General features: G+C 68.9%; 17 protein-coding genes. 12 read left to right on the top strand and 5 right to left on the bottom strand.

Going from position 1 to position 21,505, the window contains the following annotated elements; genetic code table 11:
• The first annotated feature begins 104 nt into the window (after positions 1-104).
• Entirely contained in the window at positions 105-1,406 is a 1,302-nt protein-coding gene (locus tag G6N31_RS17760; RefSeq protein WP_098006393.1) for a PE-PPE domain-containing protein, read from the top strand.
• An 8-nt stretch (positions 1,407-1,414) separates the two neighbouring features.
• On the opposite strand, the gene G6N31_RS17755 is transcribed toward G6N31_RS17760, so the two are convergent.
• Positions 1,415-2,509, bottom strand: a complete 1,095-nt coding sequence (locus tag G6N31_RS17755) for a DUF2855 family protein (RefSeq protein ID WP_098006391.1) — start codon at positions 2,507-2,509, stop codon at positions 1,415-1,417.
• 87 nt (positions 2,510-2,596) lie between these two features.
• Here G6N31_RS17755 and G6N31_RS17750 point away from each other — a divergent pair, with 87 nt between their 5' ends.
• The gene (locus G6N31_RS17750) at positions 2,597-3,826 is read left to right on the top strand and encodes a DUF7159 family protein (RefSeq protein ID WP_163722240.1); all 1,230 of its coding nucleotides are present in this window, start codon (positions 2,597-2,599) and stop codon (positions 3,824-3,826) included.
• 158 nt (positions 3,827-3,984) lie between these two features.
• Positions 3,985-5,451, top strand: coding sequence for an alkaline phosphatase D family protein (locus G6N31_RS17745; RefSeq protein WP_234815468.1), 1,467 nt, complete (start codon positions 3,985-3,987; stop codon positions 5,449-5,451).
• A gap of 2 nt (positions 5,452-5,453) precedes the next feature.
• Here G6N31_RS17745 and G6N31_RS17740 read toward each other — a convergent pair whose 3' ends face one another.
• Positions 5,454-5,924 carry a hypothetical protein gene (locus G6N31_RS17740; RefSeq protein WP_098005765.1) on the bottom strand — a complete coding sequence of 157 codons (471 nt, stop codon included), beginning with the start codon at positions 5,922-5,924 and terminating at the stop codon, positions 5,454-5,456.
• Between the two features lie 227 nt (positions 5,925-6,151).
• On the opposite strand from G6N31_RS17740, the gene stpK7 reads away from it, so the two are divergent.
• The 5 genes from stpK7 (at position 6,152) to G6N31_RS17715 (ending at position 11,345) form a co-directional block, all read left to right on the top strand.
• Positions 6,152-7,909: a serine/threonine protein kinase StpK7 gene (gene stpK7 / locus G6N31_RS17735; protein WP_098005767.1), complete on the top strand. Its 1,758-nt coding sequence runs from the start codon at positions 6,152-6,154 to the stop codon at positions 7,907-7,909.
• Between the two features lie 68 nt (positions 7,910-7,977).
• Positions 7,978-8,526 (top strand): flotillin family protein, encoded by a 549-nt coding sequence (locus G6N31_RS17730; protein WP_098005814.1) that lies wholly within the window; start codon positions 7,978-7,980, stop codon positions 8,524-8,526.
• A 21-nt stretch (positions 8,527-8,547) separates the two neighbouring features.
• Positions 8,548-9,216, top strand: a complete 669-nt coding sequence (locus G6N31_RS17725; RefSeq protein WP_098005816.1) for an IF2 family translation initiation factor — start codon at positions 8,548-8,550, stop codon at positions 9,214-9,216.
• On the top strand, positions 9,213-9,455 hold the full coding sequence (locus G6N31_RS17720; protein WP_098005769.1) for a DUF6480 family protein: 243 nt from the start codon (positions 9,213-9,215) through the stop codon (positions 9,453-9,455). Before G6N31_RS17725 ends, G6N31_RS17720 begins: the two co-directional genes overlap by 4 nt.
• Positions 9,456-10,130: 675 nt before the next feature.
• A complete protein-coding gene (locus tag G6N31_RS17715) occupies positions 10,131-11,345 on the top strand; it encodes a PE-PPE domain-containing protein (protein WP_234815469.1) in 1,215 nt (404 codons plus the stop codon).
• A gap of 82 nt (positions 11,346-11,427) precedes the next feature.
• Here the strand turns inward: G6N31_RS17715 and G6N31_RS17710 are convergent, their stop codons facing one another.
• Positions 11,428-13,632, bottom strand: coding sequence for an MMPL family transporter (locus tag G6N31_RS17710; protein WP_098005773.1), 2,205 nt, complete (start codon positions 13,630-13,632; stop codon positions 11,428-11,430).
• A gap of 261 nt (positions 13,633-13,893) precedes the next feature.
• Here G6N31_RS17710 and G6N31_RS17705 point away from each other — a divergent pair, with 261 nt between their 5' ends.
• The 4 genes from G6N31_RS17705 (at position 13,894) to G6N31_RS17690 (ending at position 18,705) form a co-directional block, all read left to right on the top strand.
• Entirely contained in the window at positions 13,894-16,326 is a 2,433-nt protein-coding gene (locus G6N31_RS17705; RefSeq protein ID WP_098005775.1) for a CocE/NonD family hydrolase, read from the top strand.
• Between the two features lie 276 nt (positions 16,327-16,602).
• Positions 16,603-17,088: a DUF5994 family protein gene (locus G6N31_RS17700; protein WP_098005777.1), complete on the top strand. Its 486-nt coding sequence runs from the start codon at positions 16,603-16,605 to the stop codon at positions 17,086-17,088.
• 113 nt (positions 17,089-17,201) lie between these two features.
• The gene (locus G6N31_RS17695; protein WP_098005779.1) at positions 17,202-17,405 is read left to right on the top strand and encodes a cold-shock protein; all 204 of its coding nucleotides are present in this window, start codon (positions 17,202-17,204) and stop codon (positions 17,403-17,405) included.
• A 172-nt stretch (positions 17,406-17,577) separates the two neighbouring features.
• The gene (locus G6N31_RS17690; RefSeq protein ID WP_098005781.1) at positions 17,578-18,705 is read left to right on the top strand and encodes a fatty acid desaturase family protein; all 1,128 of its coding nucleotides are present in this window, start codon (positions 17,578-17,580) and stop codon (positions 18,703-18,705) included.
• On the opposite strand, the gene G6N31_RS17685 is transcribed toward G6N31_RS17690, so the two are convergent.
• Both G6N31_RS17685 and selD read right to left on the bottom strand, forming a co-directional pair.
• The gene (locus G6N31_RS17685; protein WP_098005783.1) at positions 18,702-20,336 is read right to left on the bottom strand and encodes a fatty acyl-AMP ligase; all 1,635 of its coding nucleotides are present in this window, start codon (positions 20,334-20,336) and stop codon (positions 18,702-18,704) included. The two genes, G6N31_RS17690 and G6N31_RS17685, sit on opposite strands and share 4 nt — an antisense overlap.
• Before the next feature lie 164 nt (positions 20,337-20,500).
• Positions 20,501-21,493: a selenide, water dikinase SelD gene (selD, locus tag G6N31_RS17680; protein WP_098005818.1), complete on the bottom strand. Its 993-nt coding sequence runs from the start codon at positions 21,491-21,493 to the stop codon at positions 20,501-20,503.
• Positions 21,494-21,505 lie beyond the last annotated feature (12 nt).

Here is a 21,505-nt window from a genome sequence, read left to right as displayed (position 1 = left end):
CCCGACGCCTGCCGTAAGAAATTCCCGGCTGTTGTCAGCTAACTTCCCGTCGTATACTCGCCAAGGCTCGCGTGGCGGGCCCGAAAATCGGGAGGGGAAACACGATGGCCAAGCACCGCGCCAAGAAGACACGTCGCCGGACAGCGTCGACGTCAGCCATCGGCGTCGCCGCGGTCGCGGTGGCCGGGGCCGCCGTCCTTGGTGCCACGCCGACCCTGGCGACGGGTCCGGACCTGTTGGCGGCGCTGCACTATCTGCGCGGGACCAACATCGGCACCATCCCGACCGACGAACAGTTCACCGACTTCATCGACGAGGTTCTCGTCGGCGCGGACGTCGTCCAGCCCGAGCAGCCGTACCAGAAGGTGCCGTACAACGCCGGCTTCCGGCCGTTCTCGCGCGGCGGGTTCCGCGACCTCACCTACGACGCATCGGTGGCGCAGGGCGTCGAACTCTTGACCGGCCAGAACCCGGCGCCCGGCGACGTCATCTTCGGGTTCTCGCAGGGCGCGGTGGCCGCATCGGCCTACAAGGGCCAGCACACCGGCAACACCTACATCCTGGTCGCCAACCCCGGACGTGCCAACGGCGGTGTGCTGCAACGCTTCAAAGGGATCAAGCTGCCCTTGATCGACGTGTCGTTCACCGGTGCCACGCCCAACAACGGGGACTTCACCATCGACGTCGCCCGCCAATACGACGGGTGGGCCGACTTCCCGACGTATCTGTGGAACCCGGTCGCGGTGGCCAACGCGTTGATGGGTATCGCGCTGGTGCACGGCGACACGCAGTTCGAGCTGACCGCCGAGGATCTCGAGGCGGCGCGGGAGGCCGGTAGTGACTACTACCAGTTCGACGACGACTCCAACACCGCCTACTACGTGATCCGCACGTACCCGGTGCCGCTGCTGATGCCGCTGCAGTCCTTCCTCCCGGCGCCGGTGATCGCCGCCCTCGACGCGCCATTGCGAGCATTCATCGAGACCGCCTACGACCGAAGCGATTACAGCGAACCGACGCGCGCCTCGCTGTTCAAACCGCTGTGGCCGCGCAAGGTGGAGCCGGCAGCGGAGGCGTCGACGGCATCCGTCGACTCCCCGGCGCCAGAAATGGACGCGCTCGACGACACGCTCGACGATGACGCTGCACGCCGGCAGGCCGAGACGCCCGAGCCCGCCGAGACGCACGCGCCTGCCGCGACGTCCGAGCTGATCGGAGTCGACGAAGCCGACGAGGCGGCCGACCCGAGGCAGGACGTTCCGGAACCCGAAACGGCGGCAGACTCCGATGAATCCGGGGCGGCGCAGGAGTCGGATGCACCCGAACGCCGCCACGCCGACCGGGACCGCCAGCAGCGCCGCGGCGGCGCCGACCAGTCGCGGCGCGACCGCAGCGACGCCGCCTGAGCGACCCGTCAGACCGAGAGCACGTGGCCTTCCCGGGCCGGGACGCGACCGTCCAAAAGCGCTGTGTAGCAATCCTCGACGGCGGAACGGCCCTGACCGGCAACCACGCTCAGCCACGGATCCTCGGCGCGGGTCACCGGCTCCATGAATGCGGTCCACGCCGTGGCCAGGCGTTCGCGCAATCCCGCCGTCCCCAGCTCCTCGGCACGCTTGGCGGCCTGATCGGGCGCGAAGAACAGCACCGGTGCCGGGCCCGGCAACTCGGCGTCGCGGCCAGCTTCGGCGTCCCAGTGCGTGACACCGACGGCACAGTCATAGGTCAGCTGATCGCCGAGCCGGCGGTGCACGGCGGCGCGGACCGGGCTGCTGCCGCTGAAATCGACGTACACAGAAGGGTTTTCGGGCAGTGCCGCGTCGATCCGGTCGTAGGTCACCACCTCGTCGTAGCAGCCCAGGGAGCGGGTGAAGTCCGCGTTGGCCGGTGAAGTCAGGCCGATCACCTCGACGTCGTCGCCCTGCCGCCGCGACAGGCAGAACGCGGTGCCGTAGGCCGTCTTGCTCGACGCGCTGGACAGCACCACGGCCTGCGCACCGAAATACCCGTTGTCGTAAAGGAAGTCGTCGAGCAGGAAGGCCGTGGAGAACAACGGGCGCAGCAGCGCCTGCTGGGGTTCGCGTTCGGCGACGTAGCTGGCATCGGAGGTGCACAGGTCGTAGTGCGCATAGACCGGCGGCAGGCCGCGGCGGTGCTCGGCGCCGTCGGCGAAACCGGCGGTCGACACGTCCTGGGGGTAGAGGACCACCTCGTCGGCGATCGGGAAGTACCCGTAGAAGCGCTGCCCGACGTCGACGCCGTCGCAGCGTGACTCGATCACGGTGCCGAAGCCCCAGGTCGGGATGGCGCCGGTTTCCGCGTCGCCGGTCGGGAAGTGCTGCCAGTACCCGAGCGCGTCGCCGAACGTCGCGTAGGTGATGTTGTTGGCGGTCAGCGCGAAAAGATCGATGCGGACTCGCACCGCCCCCGCGTCGAGCTCACCGGCCTCGATGGTGGCCCAGCGGCCCTGCCGGATGTCGTCGCGCCGGACGTCGAATCGGATGGCCACCGGATGCAGCGTAGTCGGCGAGCTTGGGTGGACTGAAGGGTCGGCGGTAGGGTCGACCGTCAGTCGCACACAGATCGGAACCTTCTCATGGACCTTGTACTCGGCTTGTCGATGACGTCGTCATCGTTGCGCTGGGTGCTCGTCGAAGGCGCCGACCAGGACGGCGCCCCGCTCGACCGGGGCGCCATGCCCGTCGACCCGCACCAGGGTATCGACGCAGAGGCACTGGTCAGCGCCCTATTCGCGCGGGCCCACCCGCGCCGTGTCGACGCCATCGGGCTCACCTGGACGACCGACGCGGAAGCGCTGACCAGCGCGGTCTGGCAGGCGCTGACCGAGCGCGGCGTGGAGAACGTCATCGCGGTATCCGACGTCGAGGCCGCCGAGGCGCTGGCCCGGGGCATCGCCGACCTGGCCGGCTGCGACCGCGTGGTGGTCTGCGTCGCCGAGTCCCGCGCCTCGGTGGTGGCGTCGGTCACACCCGAGGCCGTCACGGCCGACAGGGTCGATCCCGCCGCCCTGGTCGACGTCGGGGGCCTTGCTCCCGAGGCGGTGTTCGTCGTCGGCTCCGGCGACGTCGCCACCGTGGTGTCAGTGCTGCGCGAGCGCGTCGATGTGCCGGTCATCTCGGCCGCAGAGGCCGAACTCGCGCTGGCCCGCGGCGCCGCGCTGGCGGCGGCGTCGGCCGTGTCGCTCCTGGATGCCGAGGCCGCGCCCGCCCGGCGGGCGCTGTCCCCGACCGCCACGCTGGCCGGAGTGCTGTCCGCGGCGGTGCTGACCTTCGTGGTGTCGGCGTCGGTGGCGCTGGGCATGAACTTCACCCCCGACACCGAGCAGCTGGCGCGTTCGGTGGACACACCGGCCGTCGACGCGTCGCCGAAACCGGCACCGAAAGCGCCCGAGCCGGTCGACGACGCGCCGGCCCCGGCTGAGAACGCACCCGAACTCGCACCTGAACCCGAACCAGCACCCCCGGCCGAGCCGCCGCCACCGGTGGCCGAGCCGGTCGCCGTCGAGATCGCCGAGCCGCCCGCCGCCCCGCCGCCGCCCGCTCCGGAGGCCCCGGCCCCCGTCTACGAGGAACCCGCCGCTCCGGCCTACGTGCGGCCGGCCCCAGCGTATGTGCCACCCCCGCCGCCGCCGAACTACCTGCCCCCGGCACCGGCCCCGGCCTATGTGCCGCCCCCTGCGCCGGCTCAGCTGGCTCCACCGCCGGTGCCGGCCGCTCCCGTTCAGCCCCGGCTGCGTGACCGGATCATCGAGCGCATCCCGATCATCAACCGGTTCCACGAGCCGGAATACCCCTACGGCCCGTAGCTGTCGGCCGGATTCGTTCCGCAGCAGGCATTTCCGGCGCCCGTCGGACACCCGACCCCCTACCGTCACCCGCCGGCAAGGTGGCCGCCTGACACTGCGCCGTGCCGGTTTGCCGCCGTACGGTCCTCAGAAGCGCGCTCGGGCTCTCGGTCATCCCGTTGGCCGGTTTCACCACCGACCTCCGGCGCAGTCCGGTCCACGCCGATCCGTTCACGCTCGGCGTGGCCTCGGGCGAACCGACCCCGGACGGCGTCGTGCTGTGGACACGCCTGGCCCCTCGGCCGCTGACCGCGGACGGTTCGGGCGGGATGCCGTCGCGGTCGGTCGACGTGGAGTGGGAACTCGCCTCCGACGAGCGGTTCGCACGCGTCGAACAGCGCGGCGTCGTCGCAGCCACGCCGCAGTGGGGGCACAGCGTGCACATCGAAACCACCGGACTCCGGGCGGGCGCCGAGTACTTCTACCGCTTCCGCGCCCAGGGCTTCCTCTCGCCGGTCGGACGCACCCGCACGGCGCCACAACCGGATTCACTCGCGCCGATGACGATGTGCTTCGCGTCGTGCTCGAACTATGAGCAGGGCTGGTTCACCGCCTACCGCCGTCTTGCCGAGGAGGACTCGGACCTCGTTCTGCACTTGGGTGACTATCTTTACGAGACGGTCGCAGGCGGCGCTTTCCGCGCGCACGCCGGCTCCGAGGCCGCGTCGCTGGCGACCTACCGGCAGCGATATGCGCAATACAAGACCGACCCCGACCTGCAGGCCGCGCACGCCGCCGCACCGTGGCTGGTCGTCTTCGACGACCACGAGCTTGACGACAACTGGGCCGGCAGCGTGCCTGAACAGCCGCAGCCCGACTTCCGCACTCGCCGCGCCGCGGCACTGCGGGCGTACTACGAGAACATGCCGTTGCGGTCGACGGCGCTGCCCCGCGGCACTGACATGACGCTCTTCCGGCGCGTCGGCTGGGGCGCGCTGGCGACCTTCCACATGCTCGACACCCGCGGATATCGCACCGACCAGGTCTGCGGCGACGCGTATCGCAGCGACTGCCCGGAGCGCGCCGACCCCGCCGGCTCGCTGCTGGGACCGCACCAGAAACAGTGGTTGCTCAACGGCTTTCGACAGTCACAGGCGCGCTGGGACCTGATCGGACAACAGGTGTTCTTCTCGCAGATCGATCTGACCCCCGGCGCCGCACGGGGGTTCAACCCCGATGCCTGGGACGGTTACGCCGCCGACCGGGACCAGGTCACGGCCGGGCTGCTGAACTCTGCGGTCCGCAATGCGGTGGTGCTCACCGGAGACGTGCACTCGCACTGGGCCGCAGAGGTCCACGAGCGCCCCGGCGACGTGTCGTCCCGCCGAGCGGCCACGGAGCTGGTGACGACGTCGATCTCCTCGGGCGGGGACGGGTCGGACGGTCGCGCCGACATCGACGCGATCCTGCCCGAGAACCCCCACATCCGGTACTTCAGCAATCGTCGTGGTTACGTCCGGACTCGCATCACCGCCGACGCGTTGCGCGCCGACTTCCGCGAGGTGCCCTTCGTGACGCGGCCGGGGGCGCCGGTGCACACGGGCGCGACGTTCGTCGTACCGGACCGCGTGCCCCGGTTGCTGTGATCTCAGGCCTTCGGGGTCAGCTTGATGGCGGCGATGCCCAACCGGCCGACGGCCTCGGTCCACTCCGGCACGGTCGGCACCCGCCCGTCGCGGAACTTCATGCCCATCATGCGCTGCGCCTTCTTGGCCCCGTAATCCGACGCCAACCGGTGCACGATCTCGGCGACCGCGGCCTGATCGGTGATCAGAAGGCCGTGCATCCGCGTGGTCTCGCCGCCGTACGTGACGTTCGCGTCGGCGCCGTCGCGGAAATTGTGCTTCCACGGCGCTTCCAGAACCACGTACAACCCGCCGTCGAGGTGATGCGCGCTCACCGGAACGGAGAACTGCCGTCCGGACTTGCGGCCGCGAAATCCGACGACCATGAACTCGGTGAGCCGGCCGCCCAGCGGCGTCCGCAGCACACGCCGCAAGACCGGATTGAGCGTGCGCAGTAGCGCTTCGGGCGGGTGGGAGATCTCGATCGCGGCCATGCTCCACGGTAGGACGCCGGTGGTCCGGCCGGGGCCGAATGCACCCGCACGGCGCTCGTGAGTGGGCCGGACGTGGTAGAAAAACACCACTTGCAGCGCCTTTCGGCCGGAGGCCCACCGTTCGGGCAACCGGCTGGGAGCCGTCTGACATGCGTCTGGGCAGTCCAGGCAAACTTTGATGTAGCGTCGAGCCACACACCGATCGGCCGCAGCCGAGGAGAGCACCGGTGAATGCGACACCATTCGGGCACTATCGGCTGCAGAAGCTGATCGGCCAGGGCGGAATGGGGGAGGTCTACCAGGCCTACGACACCCGGACCGACCGCATCGTGGCGTTGAAGGTGCTGCCGCACCACATGGCCGCCGACGAGACCTTTCAGGCCCGGTTCCGGCGGGAATCGCAGGCCGCCGCCGGCCTCAACGATCCGCATGTCGTCCCTATCCATGGTTTCGGCGAGATCGACGGGCGGCTCTATCTGGACATGCGGCTGATCGAGGGCCGCAATCTCGGCACCATGCTGGCCGACAGCGAGAAGCCACTCGGAGCGCCGTTCGCGGTCACCATCGTCGAGCAGGTCGCCCACGCGCTGGACGCCGCGCACGCGACGGGCCTGATCCACCGCGACATCAAGCCGTCGAACATCCTGATCACGGGCCGGGACTTCGTCTACCTGATCGACTTCGGGCTGGCCCGCACCGCCGGGGAGCAGGGGCTCACGACGGCGGGCAGCACCCTGGGCACGTTGGCCTACATGGCCCCCGAACGGTTCGAGGGCGGCGAGGTCGACTTCCGCAGTGACATCTATGCGCTGACCTGTGTGCTCTACGAGTGTCTGACCGGGAAGCGGCCCTATCCCGCCGACAGTCTCGAGCAGCAGATCGCCGGTCACATGGTCACCCCGGTGCCGCGACCGTCGGACGTCGACCCGCGGCTGGCCGCGTTCGACGAGGTGATCGCGAAGGGCATGGCCAAGAAGCCCGCCAAGCGCTACCAGTCCGCGGGCGAGTTGGCCGCAGCTGCCCGGCGGGCGCTCAACGCGCCGGTTCGGCGCCCCGGCAGCACGTCACGCCATGCCGCCCGTTCCGAGCGCAGGCTGCCCAAAAGGGCGCTCGCCGTGGCGGCGGCCGCCGTGCTGTTGGTGGCCGGCGGACTGGGGATCTGGACATGGGCCCCATGGGCGGATGGACCCGAGGGCCGTCCGTTGCCCGACGACGCTGTGGAGTCGATCGCCGCGACGGTGCCCGACGACATCCGCGACACCGGCCGGCTGGTGATCGGGGTCAACGTGCCTTACGCGCCGATGGAGTTCAAGAACGCCGACGGCCAACTCGTAGGGTTCGATGTCGACTTGATGGACGCGGTGACGCGGGTCCTGGGGTTGGTGCCCGACTACCGCGACACCTCGTTCGAGAAGATTTTGCCGTCGGTCGTCGACGGCTCTTTCGACGTCGGGTCGTCGTCGGTCACCGACACGCGCGAACGCGAACAGCTGGTCGACTTCGTCACCTACCTCGAAGCCGGCACCCAATGGGCCCGCCGACCCGGTACGTCGCTGGGGCCCGCATCGGCCTGTGGTCTGAAAATCGGTGTCGCGCAGGGCACCCTGCAGGAAACCGAGGAGATGCCCGCCAAGAGCGGTCAGTGCACCGCCGCCGGCATGGCGCCTGTCGAGATGGTGGTCTACGCCAGCCAGGATGAGGTCACCGCGGCGCTGATCGCCGGCGAGATCGACGCGATGTCGGCCGACTCCCCGGTCACGGGTTTCGCGATCAAGCTCAGCCGCGGCGAGCTGGTGCCCGCCGGCGACGTGTTCGACTCCGCACCGTACGGCTGGCCCGTGCGCAAAGGCTCGGCACTGGCCGAATCGCTGCGGCTGGCGCTCGAACACCTGATGGAAACCGGCGAATACCGCACCATCGCGACGATGTGGGGCGTCGAACGCGGCATGATCGACGCACCCGCGATCAACGGCGCCACACGGTAGCGGCACCGGTTTAGGCCCTCCGGCAGCGGGTAGGCGTCCACCTTGTGCCGATGCAGAAGGAGGAGCAGATGAGCAGCGACAACACGTCTGCCCAGACCCGTAGAAGCTTCGTCGAGTCCGTCAAGGGCAAGGCCAAGGAGTGGGTGGGCGCCATCACCGGCAAGAACTCGCTGACTGCCGAGGGGCAGCTGGAACAGCGGCAGGGCAAGGAACGTCGTGCGGCCAGTCGTGTCGCCGCCGAAGCCGACGCCGAGACCGCTCAGGCCAGGGCCCAGGCTCGAGAGGCCGAGCTGGAAGGCGCGACGGAGCGGCAGCAGACAAGGGGACAGGCCGCCGAGGCCAAAGCCGAGGTCCGCGAGCAGCAGATCGCTGCGCGGCGGGCCGCCGACCAGGCCGTCCACCAGGACGCAGCCCGCCGACAGACCGGTGTGGAAGCCGCGGTCCAGCACGAGGCCGAACGCGCGAAGGCCGAGGAGCGCGCGGAGATCCGTTCCGCCAGTGCCGAATACGGCGAGGCCATCGACGATTACAACGACGCCGTCGACGACGCGGTCCGCACCGAGGCCCAGGCTGACCGGCTACGAAGCCGGGTCGAGGGCACCGACCCCGCCCCGTGATCTGCAAGACAGGAGCTGATGATGAGAATCACCGACCTACCGTTCGCGGTGCTGCGCCTGCAGTACCGGTTGGCGCGCACACCGCTGCATCTGCTCGAGCGCGGGCTGCTGTCCCGGATGGACGCCGAGGCGCCGCAGCGGTTGTTCCTTGAGCGCGCACTCGGAGCCGTCGACGTCGCCGCGGGCAGCATGCTGCGGGACGCCGACGTGGAGGCGCAGGGTCTCAGACGCATCGAGAAGGCTGCCGTGCTCGGCGAGGCGGCCCGCCTCGAGGATGTGGCCGACCAGCGAAAGCAGGAGGCCAGCGATGAGCTGAAGCCGCGTCGCGAGCGCGCTGCCCACGCGCCGACCGAAGCGCGCCAGAAGGCACAGGAGCGCATCAGCGAGGCCCGCTCGACGGCGGAACAGGCCAAGCAGCAGGTGGCCCGCGATGCCGCCGCCGTCGCGCAGCAGGCCAAGAACCAGGTCGACAGTGCGGCCCAGCAGAAGGTCGCCGCGGTCGAGAAGACGCGGCGCCATGCGGAGGAGCGCAGCGAGGCGGTCGAAGAAGCGAAGGTGTCGGCCGCCCGGGAGGAGCTCGACGACGCCTCCGACAAGCACCGAGCCGCAATCGACGCGCATCAGCATGCCGAGCGCCTCGGCGAGCTCAGCGCCGTCGAGCAGCACAAGCGCCAGGCCGGCACACCGTGACCGCGACACCTCCGGACCCCGACCCGATGAACACCCCCAGCGGCGAGCCCGCTGGGGGCGTCCCTCCCGGCGAGACCCCGCCGGACTCGGCCCAGACCAGGGCCACCGCCCACCCTGATCCCGCGGCGGGACGAAATCTCAACCCGCGCAGCGCGATCGGGATCGCCGCCATCGTGGCCTTTGTGCTGGTGTTCGCCGCGGTGGCGGTGTTGCTGATAGTGCAAATAGTCGGCGCGTAACTGACCCGGCCGTCAATCCGACGGTCCCGGCGAAAGACCGAGCGCACGGACTATTGCTGGTCGGGGCTGTCTCCGAGCGCTGTCTCACGGATCCCGAACCGTCGCCGGTCGGCTGTGGCAGTGCCCCGCACGAGTTTGCTCGAATTGCGGCGATGCGTCGCCTCCTCTGGCGGTCGTGCGGCGCCTCCACGCCTGCTGAAAATTGACATCGCGTGTCAAAAAACATCGATCATAGGGACGTTGGACCCTAGTTTGCAAGACTTTCGTCATATGGCTATTAACTCGATCAAAAAAAATAGCTGTACGTAATCTCTGGCTAATCACTTCAAGATCACAAAAGCGCTGCGACTGATGTGGCATGTCGACGGCGCTTGCTCGAATGGCCCGCTCTATCGTGCGGTAGTCCTGCAGTAGGGCCTGAGCTGCCCGCGGGTCGCGCGTGCACGGCTATCCACTCTGCGACGCGTTGCTTCGCCTGTGGCAATGGCTCACAGCATTGCTAAAAATGCATTTAAGAGAACATTAAAGCGTTTGCTATCGCAGTTGTTTGCGCCGCCATATCCTCATCTCGAGCCCCGAAAAGGCGACAACGAATCAACATCACACGATCTGGGGGTCGAGATGAGTACCAACTGGCGCAGAGCGGGAACCGTGTGCGGCGCAGCGTTTGCTTCGGTGGCGGTCGCGCTGTCCGCAGCCACGTCCGGCGGGGCTGCCAGCTCCGCGCTGTTCGTCGGCGGAATCGGTCAGCCGACGATGCCCGACCTGCTGATGGCGCCGACGCTGAGCGGGGAGTTCTGGGGACAGGAGCGCGTCAGCGTGGAGTGGCCGGCACAGGCCGGTCCCTACAGCGGCCGCACCCACATGTCGCTCGGCGATTCGATCGCCATCGGTACGGCCAACCTCGACGCCGCGATCACCGAGGCGCTCGCCAAGCTCACCGGCGCAGGCGACAAGGTCTCAGTGGTCGGACTCTCCGGGGGCGCGCTCGTGGTCAACGAGGTGTTGCGGGCGTTGGCCGCCGATGCCGAGGCGCCCGGCAAGGACAAGATCACCTTCTACCTGGTGGCCGATTCGAGTCGGCAGAAGATCATCGACAAGGCCAAGTACAGCTCCCGGTTCGAGTACACGTATCAGCCCGCTCCGGAGACCGCCTACGACATGGTCGTCGTCACCGGTGAGTACGACGGGATGGCCGACTTCCCGGACCGCTGGTGGAATTTCCTGGCGGTGCTGAATGCCATCGCCGGCGGCATCTACATGCACATTCCGTCGGCGTTGGCCGACCTGGACAAGATTCCGGCCGAGAACATCACGGTGGACGTCAACTCGTTGGGCGGTACCACCACCCACTATCTGGTGCCCGCCGCACGGCTGCCGCTGGTTCTGATGCTGCCGTTCCTCGCATCGCGGGAAGCCGAGCTGAAGGCCAAGATCGACAAGGCCTACAGCCGCAATGACGACAAAGTCGCCCAAGCCCGCTCCGCGGTGTCGGAGGTCCCGGCCGTGGTCAGCGAATCGCTGGCGACCGACGTCGCACCCGAACCCGAGCCTGTCGATGCGCCTGCCGAGGCTGACGGCGCCGGCGAGGTCGACGACGCCGTCGAGGTCGAGGTCGAGGACGCTGCCGAGGCGGAGGAGTCCCTGGAAGCCGAGGTGGAGCAGGCCAAGGAAGAGGTTGAGGCCGAAGCCGAGGCGGAGGAGTCGCTGGAAGCCGAGGTGGAGCAGGCCAAGGAAGAGGCTGAGGCCGAAGCAGAAGCCGAAGCCGAGGCTCAGGCCGAAAGCGAGTCCGAGGCCCGCCAGCAGGAGCAGGCCGAGGAGGACACCGCCGGCGCCGACGATGCGCCAGAGACTGTCGGGTCGACCGAGTCCACGGAAGCCTCGGAGTAGCCTCCAGATACTCCCGGCGACCCGACAAGGCGACCCGCGCCCGAAACCCCGGTCCCGCACCGGGGTTTCGTGGTGTCTACGGCTAGGACACCGCGACGGGGCTGCGGTGCTTGTCCTCCAGCGCGGTGCCCTCGATGTCGAGGTCGGGCACGTACCTGTCGAACCACTTGGAGTGCACCCACATCTTGTCGCCGAGCATCGCCATCACGGCCGGGATCAACGTCAGTCGCACTACGAACGCGTCGAGGAACACTCCGACGGCCAGGGTGAGGCCCACCGATTTGATGATGGGGTCGCTGCCCGCGACGAAGGCGATGAAGACGCCGAACATGATCAGTGCCGCGGCGGTGACCACCCGGGCCGACAGGCCGACACCGTTGCGCACCGCGGCCAGCGCACCGTCGGGATCCGAACCCGTGTGGGCCAGCTCCTCTCTGATCCGCGACACCACGAAGACCTCGTAGTCGCTGGACAGGCCGAAGATGATGGCCAGCACGATGATCGGTAGGAAGCTGATCGTCTCGCCGGGTGTGATGCCCAGAAGCGAAGCGCCCCAACCCCACTGGAACACCGCCACCTGCACGCCCAATGCAGCGAACACCGAGAGCAGGAAGCCGATGATCGACGTCAGCGGCACCAGCGCGGTGCGGAAGGCGACGGCCAGCAGGATGAAGGCCAGCCCGACGACGACAATGACGAACACCGGTAGCGCGGCCGCCAGCTTCGCGGAGGTGTCGATGTTGGATGCGGTGTTGCCGCCGACCAGGATCGCTGCACCGGTGTCGGCTTCGATGGCGTCGCGATCGGCGCGGATCAGCTCGACCAGGTCGGCGGTCGCGGGATCATTGGGCCCGGTCTCGGGGATGACCTGGATGACCGCGGTCTGGTTCTCCACGGCGGCCGGTGCCGCCGCGACGACGCCGTCCTCGCGATTGAGGTTCTCCACGAGAGTCGGGACCACGTCAGGACCGGTGGCGTCGGACAGGTCGGCCACCACCAGCAGCGGCCCGTTGAAGCCGGGCCCGAGATGCTCGGCGGTCAGGTCGTAGGCCTGCCGCGACGTGCTGGACTCGGGCTGCGACGAGCCGCTGGGCAGACCGAGCTGCATGCCGAACGCCGGCAGCCCGATCGCCACCAGCGCCGCGGCCCCGCCGAGAAGCAACGGTTTCCGGAACCGGACGACGAACCGAGCCCACGCCGCCCCCATCGTGCGGTGCGGGGTGTAGGCGGCCACCTGCGCCGCCTCCTTCGGGCGGTGCGGCTGCAGCGGCGCTTTGATGAACTTGGCCACCCGGGCCCCGGCGAAGCCGAGCAGCGCCGGCAGCAGGGTCACCGCGATCAGCATCGCGATCAGCACCGAGACCGCAGCCGCGAGGCCCATGTAGGTCAGGAACGGGATGCCGACGACCGCCAGACCGCACAACGCGATGATGACGGTCAGCGCCGCGAACACGACGGCCCCGCCGGCGGTCCCCACGGCCAGCGCGGCCGATTCCTGGCGGGGCATCAACAGCAGCAGGTTGTTGCGGTAGCGGTTGAGGATGAACAGCGCGTAGTCGATGCCGCACGCCAGCCCGAGCATCAGCGCCAGCGAGAGGGCCGCCGACGGCATCTCGACGAACGCGGCCACGATGAAGATGCCCAGCGCACCGATGCCCACGCCGATGCCGGCCGTCAGGATCGGCAGGCCTGCCGCGACGACCGCGCCGAATGTCACCAGCAGGACCAGAAACGCCACCGAGACGCCGATGATCTCGGGCAGATGCGGTACCTCGACTTTGTAGCCGGGGTACACGCTGCCGGTGTACTCGACCCGCAGCCCGGCGTCCTCGACCGGTTGCATCGCCGCCTCCAGTTCGCCGAGCGCGGCGTCGGTCACCTCGCCCAGCGGTGCGGTCCACTGCACGGTGCCCAGGCCGACGCGGCCGTCCTCGGAGATCTGCCGGGTCTGGTTGGGGCCGGCGGCGGCCGCGATGTCCGGCACGGTGTTCAGCTGCGCGACGGCCCGGTTGACGACGTCGGTGAAGGCCGCATCGGTGACCGCGCGGCCCTCCGGTGCTGCGAAGGTGACCTGTGTCTGCGCGCCGCCGAACGCCGGCAGGTTGGCCTGCAGCTGCTCGACGGCCTGCTGGGACTCCGTGCCGGGGATCACGAAGTTGTCGCTGGGCTCGCCGCGGAACCCGACGAACGCGACGGCGACGCCGACCAGCAGCGCCAGCCAGGTGCCGAGCACCCACCAGCGGCGGCGAAAGCTGAAACCACCCAGCGCGAATAGATAGCGCGACATCGTGATCCTTCTTCGTCGATCGAAAAGCTGAACCGGCCGACTGATTCCCGGCGCAGCCAAGCGTTACGCCAACGCGCCGGTGTGATCTTCACGACGGGACATGCCCGGCCCTGTTGCGGATAAACGTGATCCGCACGGATCCGTAGGCGATACGGGTTCCTCGGCACGGATTCCGCACACCTGACGGAGACCTATCTGACTCATCGGTAAGAAATGGCCGAACGCCCTCGGCGGGGGTCCCCACACGGTTGGATCGACCCCATGGGTGCTGGGGCGTACGTGGGTCGGGTCGGTGGGTTGGCGGTAGCTCTCGGAATCGGAGTGGCGGTGGTCGCGGGTGCGGGTGCCGCCGCAGCCGAGGAGGGATCGTCGTCGGCGAGGGGTACCACCGGCTCCACTACGTCCCAGACGTCCGCGTCTTCCCAGGCGTCTCAGGAGTCCCCGACGTCCCGATCGTCGGAATCCTCCGAACGGTCGGTCCGACGTGCCGAAGCCCGCGAGGCGCGGCGCGCCGACCGGTCCGACGCCCGCCAGGCCGAGCGCGAGGCGTCCACGCGGCTCGCCGAGATCGCTGACGAGGTTGAGCAGGGTGGCGGGGTCGAGCCGACCACCGACGACGTGGCGGCGGTCGAACCGGCCGCCGAGCCGGCGGTCGAGCCGCACGTCGAGGTCGCGGAAACCGCCGAGCCGACGGTCGACGCCGAGGCGCAGCCCGCACCTGAACCGCAGCCCGCGCCGGAGCCGGAGAGCGCCGAGGCCGAGCCGGAGATCGGCACGCCGGACCCCGAGCGCGCGGCGTCCGAGCCGGCCGCGATCACGGAGACCACCACCACCACGCTGACCCGGACCGGTCCGCGCCGGGTCGCCGAGGACCCGGCGAACCCCGCGGTGCCGGCCCTGGCGTCGATGATGTTGTCGCTGGTGACCGCGGGTCGGGAGATCACCGCGGAGACCCCGCCCTCATCGTCGATCCAGGCCACCAGCACCGCCCTGGACGCCGAGCCGCCGTACCCGATCCCCACCGACGTCACGGTCACCGAGGCGCCCGCGGCGTTCGAGTGGGTGCAGCGCGTCCCGGTGCTCGGCCCGCTGCTGGTCACCCCGGTGGTGCGCCTGCTGCACGCCATCCCGTTCGTCGGCGACATCCTGCATCCGCTGATCGGCTGGCCGGTCGACCACCGCGCCGACCCCGACGCACCCAAGCCCCGCACCGTGCTCGTCGAATCCTTCGACGGCGCCAAGATGTACGTGCACTTCATGCCGGCCAAGGGGCTACAGGCAGGGGAGTCGGCGCCGACTGTCTTCAACGGACCGGGCCTGGGACTGCCGGGCTCGACGACGCTGGACCTGACCGTCGACAGCTTCCTGCCCAACGACGTGATCGGCATCGGCGCGCTGCGGGAGGCCGGCTACAACGTGGTCACCTGGGATCCGCGCGGGGAATGGCGATCCGAAGGCCGAATGCAGTTGCAGTCGCCGGATTTCGAGGGCCGCGACATCTCCCACATCATCAGCTGGCTGAGCACGCTGCCCGAAGTCGAGACCGACAACGGTGACCCCAAGATCGGCATGGTCGGCGCGTCCTACGGCGGCGGCATCCAGTTGGCCACCGCCGCGATCGACAAGCGTATCGACGCGATCGTGCCGACCATCGCGTGGAACAGCCTGGTCGACGTGTTGTTCCCGGCCGAGGCGGTACGCAGCGGCTGGAGCACGCTGTTGACCTCCGTGCTGGTGCTGACGCTGTCGCGTCCGCACGAGCGGATCCTGCCCGCCGCCATCGTCGGCATCCTGACCGGCCAGGCGTCGCAGTCGGACATCGACCTGCTCAACGACCGCGGCTACGCCGACCGCATCGACCAGATCACCGCGCCCACACTGTTGATGCAGGGCACCGTGGACACACTGTTCACCCTCGACCAGGCCGACCTGAACGCCAAGGCGCTGCTCGATGCGGGCACCACCACGAAAGTGCTCTGGTACTGCGGCGGCCACGGCGCCTGCGTGAGCAGCTACAACGACGGCGACGTGGTGATCGACCGCACGCTGGATTGGCTGGACCGCTACGTCAAGGGGGAAAACGTCGACACCGGGCCGCAATTCGAGTGGGTGGACCAGCGCGGGCAGTGGTTCGGCTCCGACACCTACCCGGTCGAGCCCGACGACACCCCGCTGGTCGCCGAGCGGACCCGGCGCCAGGCCATGGCGTTCGTGCCCTTCCTCGGCGGTTCCGGGCCCGACCCGTGGATCCTCTCGCGCGGCCTCATCGCGACCATCCTCGGCCTGCCGTCGGCCTCGTATGCGTTCAACGCGGTGAACCTGCGCATGCCCGAGGTCACCGAGGTCACGCACGTGGTCGGGGCGCCGTCGCTGACGCTGACGTACTCGGGCACCGGCACCGCCGAACACGTCTACGCCCAGGTCGTCGACAACCGGACCGGTCGGGTGCTGGGACACCAGGTCACGCCGGTCCCGGTGCAGTTGGACGGTCAGACGCGCACGGTGACGGTGGAGTTGGAGCAGATCGCGCACACGCTGAACCCGGGTCAGTCGGTCACGGTGCAGGTGATGACGTCGGCCTTCAACTTCCTGAACTTCTACTCGTGGGGCGGTATCACGGTGGAGGGGATGAGTGTGCGGCTGCCGACGCTCGCGGCGGGCGCGGCGACGCAGGCTCCGGGGATCGCGGCCTAGGTGTACTGTCGACGGTAGGCCGCGTCACATCGCAGCCCGATTCGTCGGACTCGCCCCCATGGCATTCGCGCGCGGCCCGCGACGCGATTTCTTCGCTCGGACCACGTGCGGGTTCGTCCCGTACCTCTCAAGGACACGTCTTATGGATACGTCTGAACTGTTTTCGCACCGTCAGGCGCCGCAGGTCGTCAACACCGACCAGCACTCCCACGAGCCCGTGCAGGCTCCTGTTTTCTCCGATCAGCCCCGCAAGCATTCCTCCGACACCTCGACGAGGTGAACGGGATCGCACGGTCGCGCCGTGCATCCAAGCCGGTCCGCGCCACGTTGGCCCGGGAACTGGGCGGCAGCATCGACGGCGCCTGGTGGCCGCACTCGGCGCTGATCGCCGCGGAACTTCCCGATCTGATCGGCGCGCTGCACCGCACGCTGGGGGAGATCGTCGACATCCGGATCAACTGGTCGGCCACCGAAGGCCAGACCGACCTGGAGACGATCGTCACCGGCGCGCGTCTGATGCGCAGCAACGATCTGTCCCGGCGTCCTCGGCTGATGGTGGTCAAGGGTGCCGGCGGCTGCGCGAAACTGCTCGTGGTGCCCAGCATGACCTCCCAGGCCCTCGGGTCGATCGTGATGCGCGTCGCAGCCGGACTGCCCACCTGGAACGCAGACAGCGATTCCAAGCTGATCGACACCGCCGAGTGCGTGCTGCGCCTCGCCGAGGCCGAAAGTGCGAAATGGGCGGCCCCGCTGGTCTCTTGATCGCCTGTGCCACAAGGGGTTTCGCGGGAGGAGTTCCTGAATCAGCAGGTAGCATGCTACGCTCATGCTGGATGCCGTTCTGGCATCTATTCAGATGAGGAAGTTGAAAAAGTATGGCACAGGGAACTGTGAAGTGGTTCAACGGCGACAAGGGCTTCGGCTTCATCGCCCCCGACGGCGACGCGGGTGACGTTTTCGTTCACTACAGCGAGATCAACGGGAACGGATACCGGTCGCTGGAGGAGAACCAGCGTGTCGAGTTCGAGATCGAGCAAGGCAACAAGGGGCCGCAGGCCGTTCGAGTGACTGCCATCTAAGGCAGACCAAGACTCCAATGTGGGCTGGTGAGTGATCTCACCAGCCCACATTCTTTTCCTACCGAAATTAACCCCGACGCAACGTTTTCCCGCCGTCCGCGAGGCGCAGTCCCGCGGCGAGCGGATGTCCTGCGCGTCCGTGCCCACCGACCACCTCGGACAGGACTCTTGATTGGCCATCTCTGACACGACCGCCTACGCGCACCTGACCGACGAAGACGTCGCCGCGCTCGGTGACGAACTCGACGCCATCCGGCGTGACGTCGAGGAGTCGCTCGGCGCCCGCGACGCTGCCTACATCCGTCGCACCATCGGATTTCAGCGCGGGCTCGACATCGCGGCCCGACTGCTGATCGCGCTCACCCGGTCCCGGGCCGGGTGGCTGGCGGGAACCGCCGCGCTGGCCATCGCCAAGAGCATCGAGAACATGGAGATCGGGCACAACGTCGGCCACGGTCAGTGGGATTGGATGAACGACCCCGAGATCCACTCCTCGACCTGGGAGTGGGACATGGTGGCGGTGTCGGCGCAGTGGCGGTACTCGCACAACTACCGCCACCATGTCTTCAACAACATCGTCGGAGTCGACGACGACCTCGGATTCGGCGTGATGCGGGTGACCCGCGACGAGCCCTGGAAACCCGAGCACCTCGTGCAACCACTGCGAAATGTGCTGCTGGCAGCGATCTTCGAGTGGGGTATCGCGCTGCACGGCGTGCACTCCGAGCGCGACCGCGCCGAGGGCGACACCGAGAGAATCTCCCGGGCCCGCCGGACGCTGGTCGGCAAGATCGGCCGCCAGGTGCTCAAGGACTACCTGGCGCTGCCGGCGCTGAGCGGCCGCCGCTGGCGCCGTGTGCTCGCTGCCAACGCGGTGGCCAACCTCGCCCGCAACCTGTGGGCCTACGTGGTGATCTTCTGCGGCCACTTCCCCGATGGCGCCGAGAAATTCACCGCCGACGTGCTCGACCACGAGTCGCGCGGCGAGTGGTATCTGCGCCAGATTCTGGGCACCGCGAACTTCCGGGCCGGGCGGGTGCTGGCCTTCCTCAGCGGCAACCTGTGCTACCAGATCGAGCACCATTGCTTCCCCGACCTGCCGAGCAACCGGTACGCGCAGCTCGCCGGACCGTTGCGCGCGGTTTGCGACAAGTACGACGTGCCCTACACGACGGGGTCGCTGCCGCGGCAGTACCTGCTCACGCTGCGCACCATCCACAAACTCGCACTGCCGGACCGGTTCTTGGTCGCCACCAGCGACGACGCCCCCGAGACGGCCTCGGAGCGCAGGACGCGCTAGTCGACCAGGGCCAGAGCGTGCGCGCGGCGCAGCTTGCCCGACGCAGTCTTGGGGATGGTGCCGGGCGCGAGCACCACCACCTTTCGGGGCCGTACGTCGACCTCACTGAACACCTCGTGAGCGACCTCGCGCTCGATGCGGCGCACCTGTTCTTCGTCGCCGAAATCCTTGGATTCCACCGCAACCGCGAACGATTCCCGGGACCGGCCGGCATCCAGCCGGACTGCGACGGCACACCCGGGCCGCACCCCGGCGACGCGGGCGGCGGCGCGTTCGATATCGGTCGGGTAGATGTTGCGCCCGGCCATGATGATGACGTCTTTGAGTCGCCCGCACACCACGACCTCACCGGTCTCGGTCAGGTAGCCGAGGTCACCGGTGTCATACCAGCCACACTCATCCTGTGCGGCAATGAATCCCGCGACCGTCGTGTAGCCGTCGGCGACCGGGGCGCCCCGAACCTCGATCACCCCGACACCGCGTGCCGGCAGGTGGGCGCCGTCCTTGTCGACGATGCGCACCTGCAGTCCGCGCAGCGGACGACCCAGCGACACCAGCCGACGGGTACGCCCACCGGTTGCGGGTACCGCGTGGTGCAGCAGAGCGAGCAGGTCGGCGTCGACCTCGTCGACGACCATGCCGCCACCGCACGCGGAGAACGACACCGCCACGGTGGTCTCGGCCATTCCGTAGGCGGGAACGATCGCGGCGGGGTTCAGACCGAACGGGACGGCGGCCGCGCACAGGTCGTCGACGTCGATCGGGTCGACCTGCTCGGCGCCCGACAACGCCCAGCGCAGCGACGACAGGTCGAACTCGCCCGGGGCCGCCTGTCGGCGCAACCGCCGCGCGAGCAAGGTGTAGGCGAAGTTGGGAGCGGCGGTCATGGTGCCGCGATACTTCTGAATCAGGCGCGGCCACAACAGGATATCGCTCAGGAAATCCATCGGGGTGACCTTGACCAGTTCGGCGCCGTAGAACATCGGCACCGTCAGGTAGCCCGTCATGCCCATGTCGTGAAAGCAGGGCAGCCAACTGACGATCACGTCGGTGTCGAGGTCGAATTCGCAGCCCTCGGTCATCGCTTCGGCGTTGGCGACGATGTTGGCGTGGGTGATCCGCACAGCTTTCGGTGATCCGGTGGAGCCGCTGGTCAACTGCATCAGCGCGACCGCGTCATCATCGGTGTCGACCGGGTCGACCGGAGCGCTGCGCAGCAGGTCCTCGACGGTCAGCACGGTCATTCCGAGGTCTTCGAGCACCGGCGCCGCCGCCATGAACGGGTCCGAGACGACGACGGCTTTCGCGGAGATCATCGTGATGACGGCAGTGGTCTCTGCGGCCCAGCGCACCAGGTCGGTGCGCGGCGTGGGCTGGTGCAGCATGGTCAGGCTCGCGCCGCGCATCCAGATGCCCTGGGCGGTCGGCGCGATCTCCACCGGCGCACCCGCCAGCACGGCGACCGCATCACCGGGACCGACGCCGACGGCGGCCAGCCCTCCGGCGATGCACCGGGCGCGCTGGTGCACCTGCGCCCAGGTGTGTCGGACGGGCGCGTGGGGTTCGCCGGTGTTGAGCCCGTGCCTGCTCAGCTGGGCGTTGCGGTACATGGTGTCGGTGAATCTGCTCATTGCAGGGGCTTCCTTCGCCGTGGCGCCTCAACGCCTCAAGTGCGGCAGCCGCTGGAGTTCGACCGTCGGTGGGTGTGGCTGTGGCCTCCCTCGAGTGCACCCCAGATCCGTGGAACTCCCTCAATGTACAGATCAGACGGGCACGAACGTGCCACGCGCGCCGGTCAACGGACGACGATCGTGTGCCGCCCGCGCGGGATCAGCTCTCCGACCACCGGGGCACCCGGGATCTCGCCGGCGATGAGCAGCCCGCCGGAGGTCTGCGCATCGGCCAGCAGCAGGGCGTCGTCGTCCCCGATCGCGGATAGGTCGACGTGCGGGGCCACCCAGTCGAGGTTGCGGCGGGTGCCGCCGCTGACGAAGCCGTCCCGCAACGCGTCGCGGGCACCGTCGAGATAGGGCACCGCGGCCGAGTCGATCACCGCGGTGACACCGCTGGCTCGGGCCAGCTTGTGCAGATGCCCGAGCAATCCGAAACCGGTGACGTCGGTGGCGCATTCGACTCCGGCGCGCAGCGCGGCGGCCGAGGCCGCGGCGTTGAGCGTGGTCATCACCGCGATGGCCTGCTCGAAGCGTTCGCCGGTGTTCTTGTGGCGGCTGTTGAGCACCCCGATGCCCAGCGGCTTGGTCAGCGACAATGGCAGGCCGGGTGCGCCGGTGTCGTTGCGCAGCAACCGGTTCGGGTCGGCGATGCCGGTGACCGCCAGCCCGTACTTGGGTTCGGGGTCGTCGACGCTGTGCCCGCCGGCCAGATGGCAGCCGGCCTCGCCGCACACGTCCATCCCGCCGCGCAGCGTCTCGGCAGCCAGTTCGAACGGCAGCACGTCGCGCGGCCAGCCGAGCAGGTTGACCGCGACCACCGGGCGACCGCCCATCGCGTAGACGTCGGAGAGCGCGTTGGCCGCCGCGATGCGTCCCCAGTCGTACGGATCGTCGACGACCGGGGTGAAGAAATCCGTCGTCGCGATCAGCGCGGTGTCGCCGTCGATGCGCACGGCCGCGGCGTCGTCGCCGTCGTCGAGGCCGACCAGCAGCTCGCCGACGGGGTCGGTCGGGGTGCGGCCGGTCAACCCGCGGACCACGTCCTCGAGCTCGCCGGGCGGGATCTTGCAGGCGCAGCCGCCGCCGTGGGCGTACTGGGTCAGACGCGTCGACATGGCCTCCATGCT

It is taken from the genome of Mycolicibacterium duvalii, assembly GCF_010726645.1.
GTDB lineage: Bacteria > Actinomycetota > Actinomycetes > Mycobacteriales > Mycobacteriaceae > Mycobacterium > Mycobacterium duvalii.
This window is presented reverse-complemented; position numbering and strand designations above follow the sequence as displayed.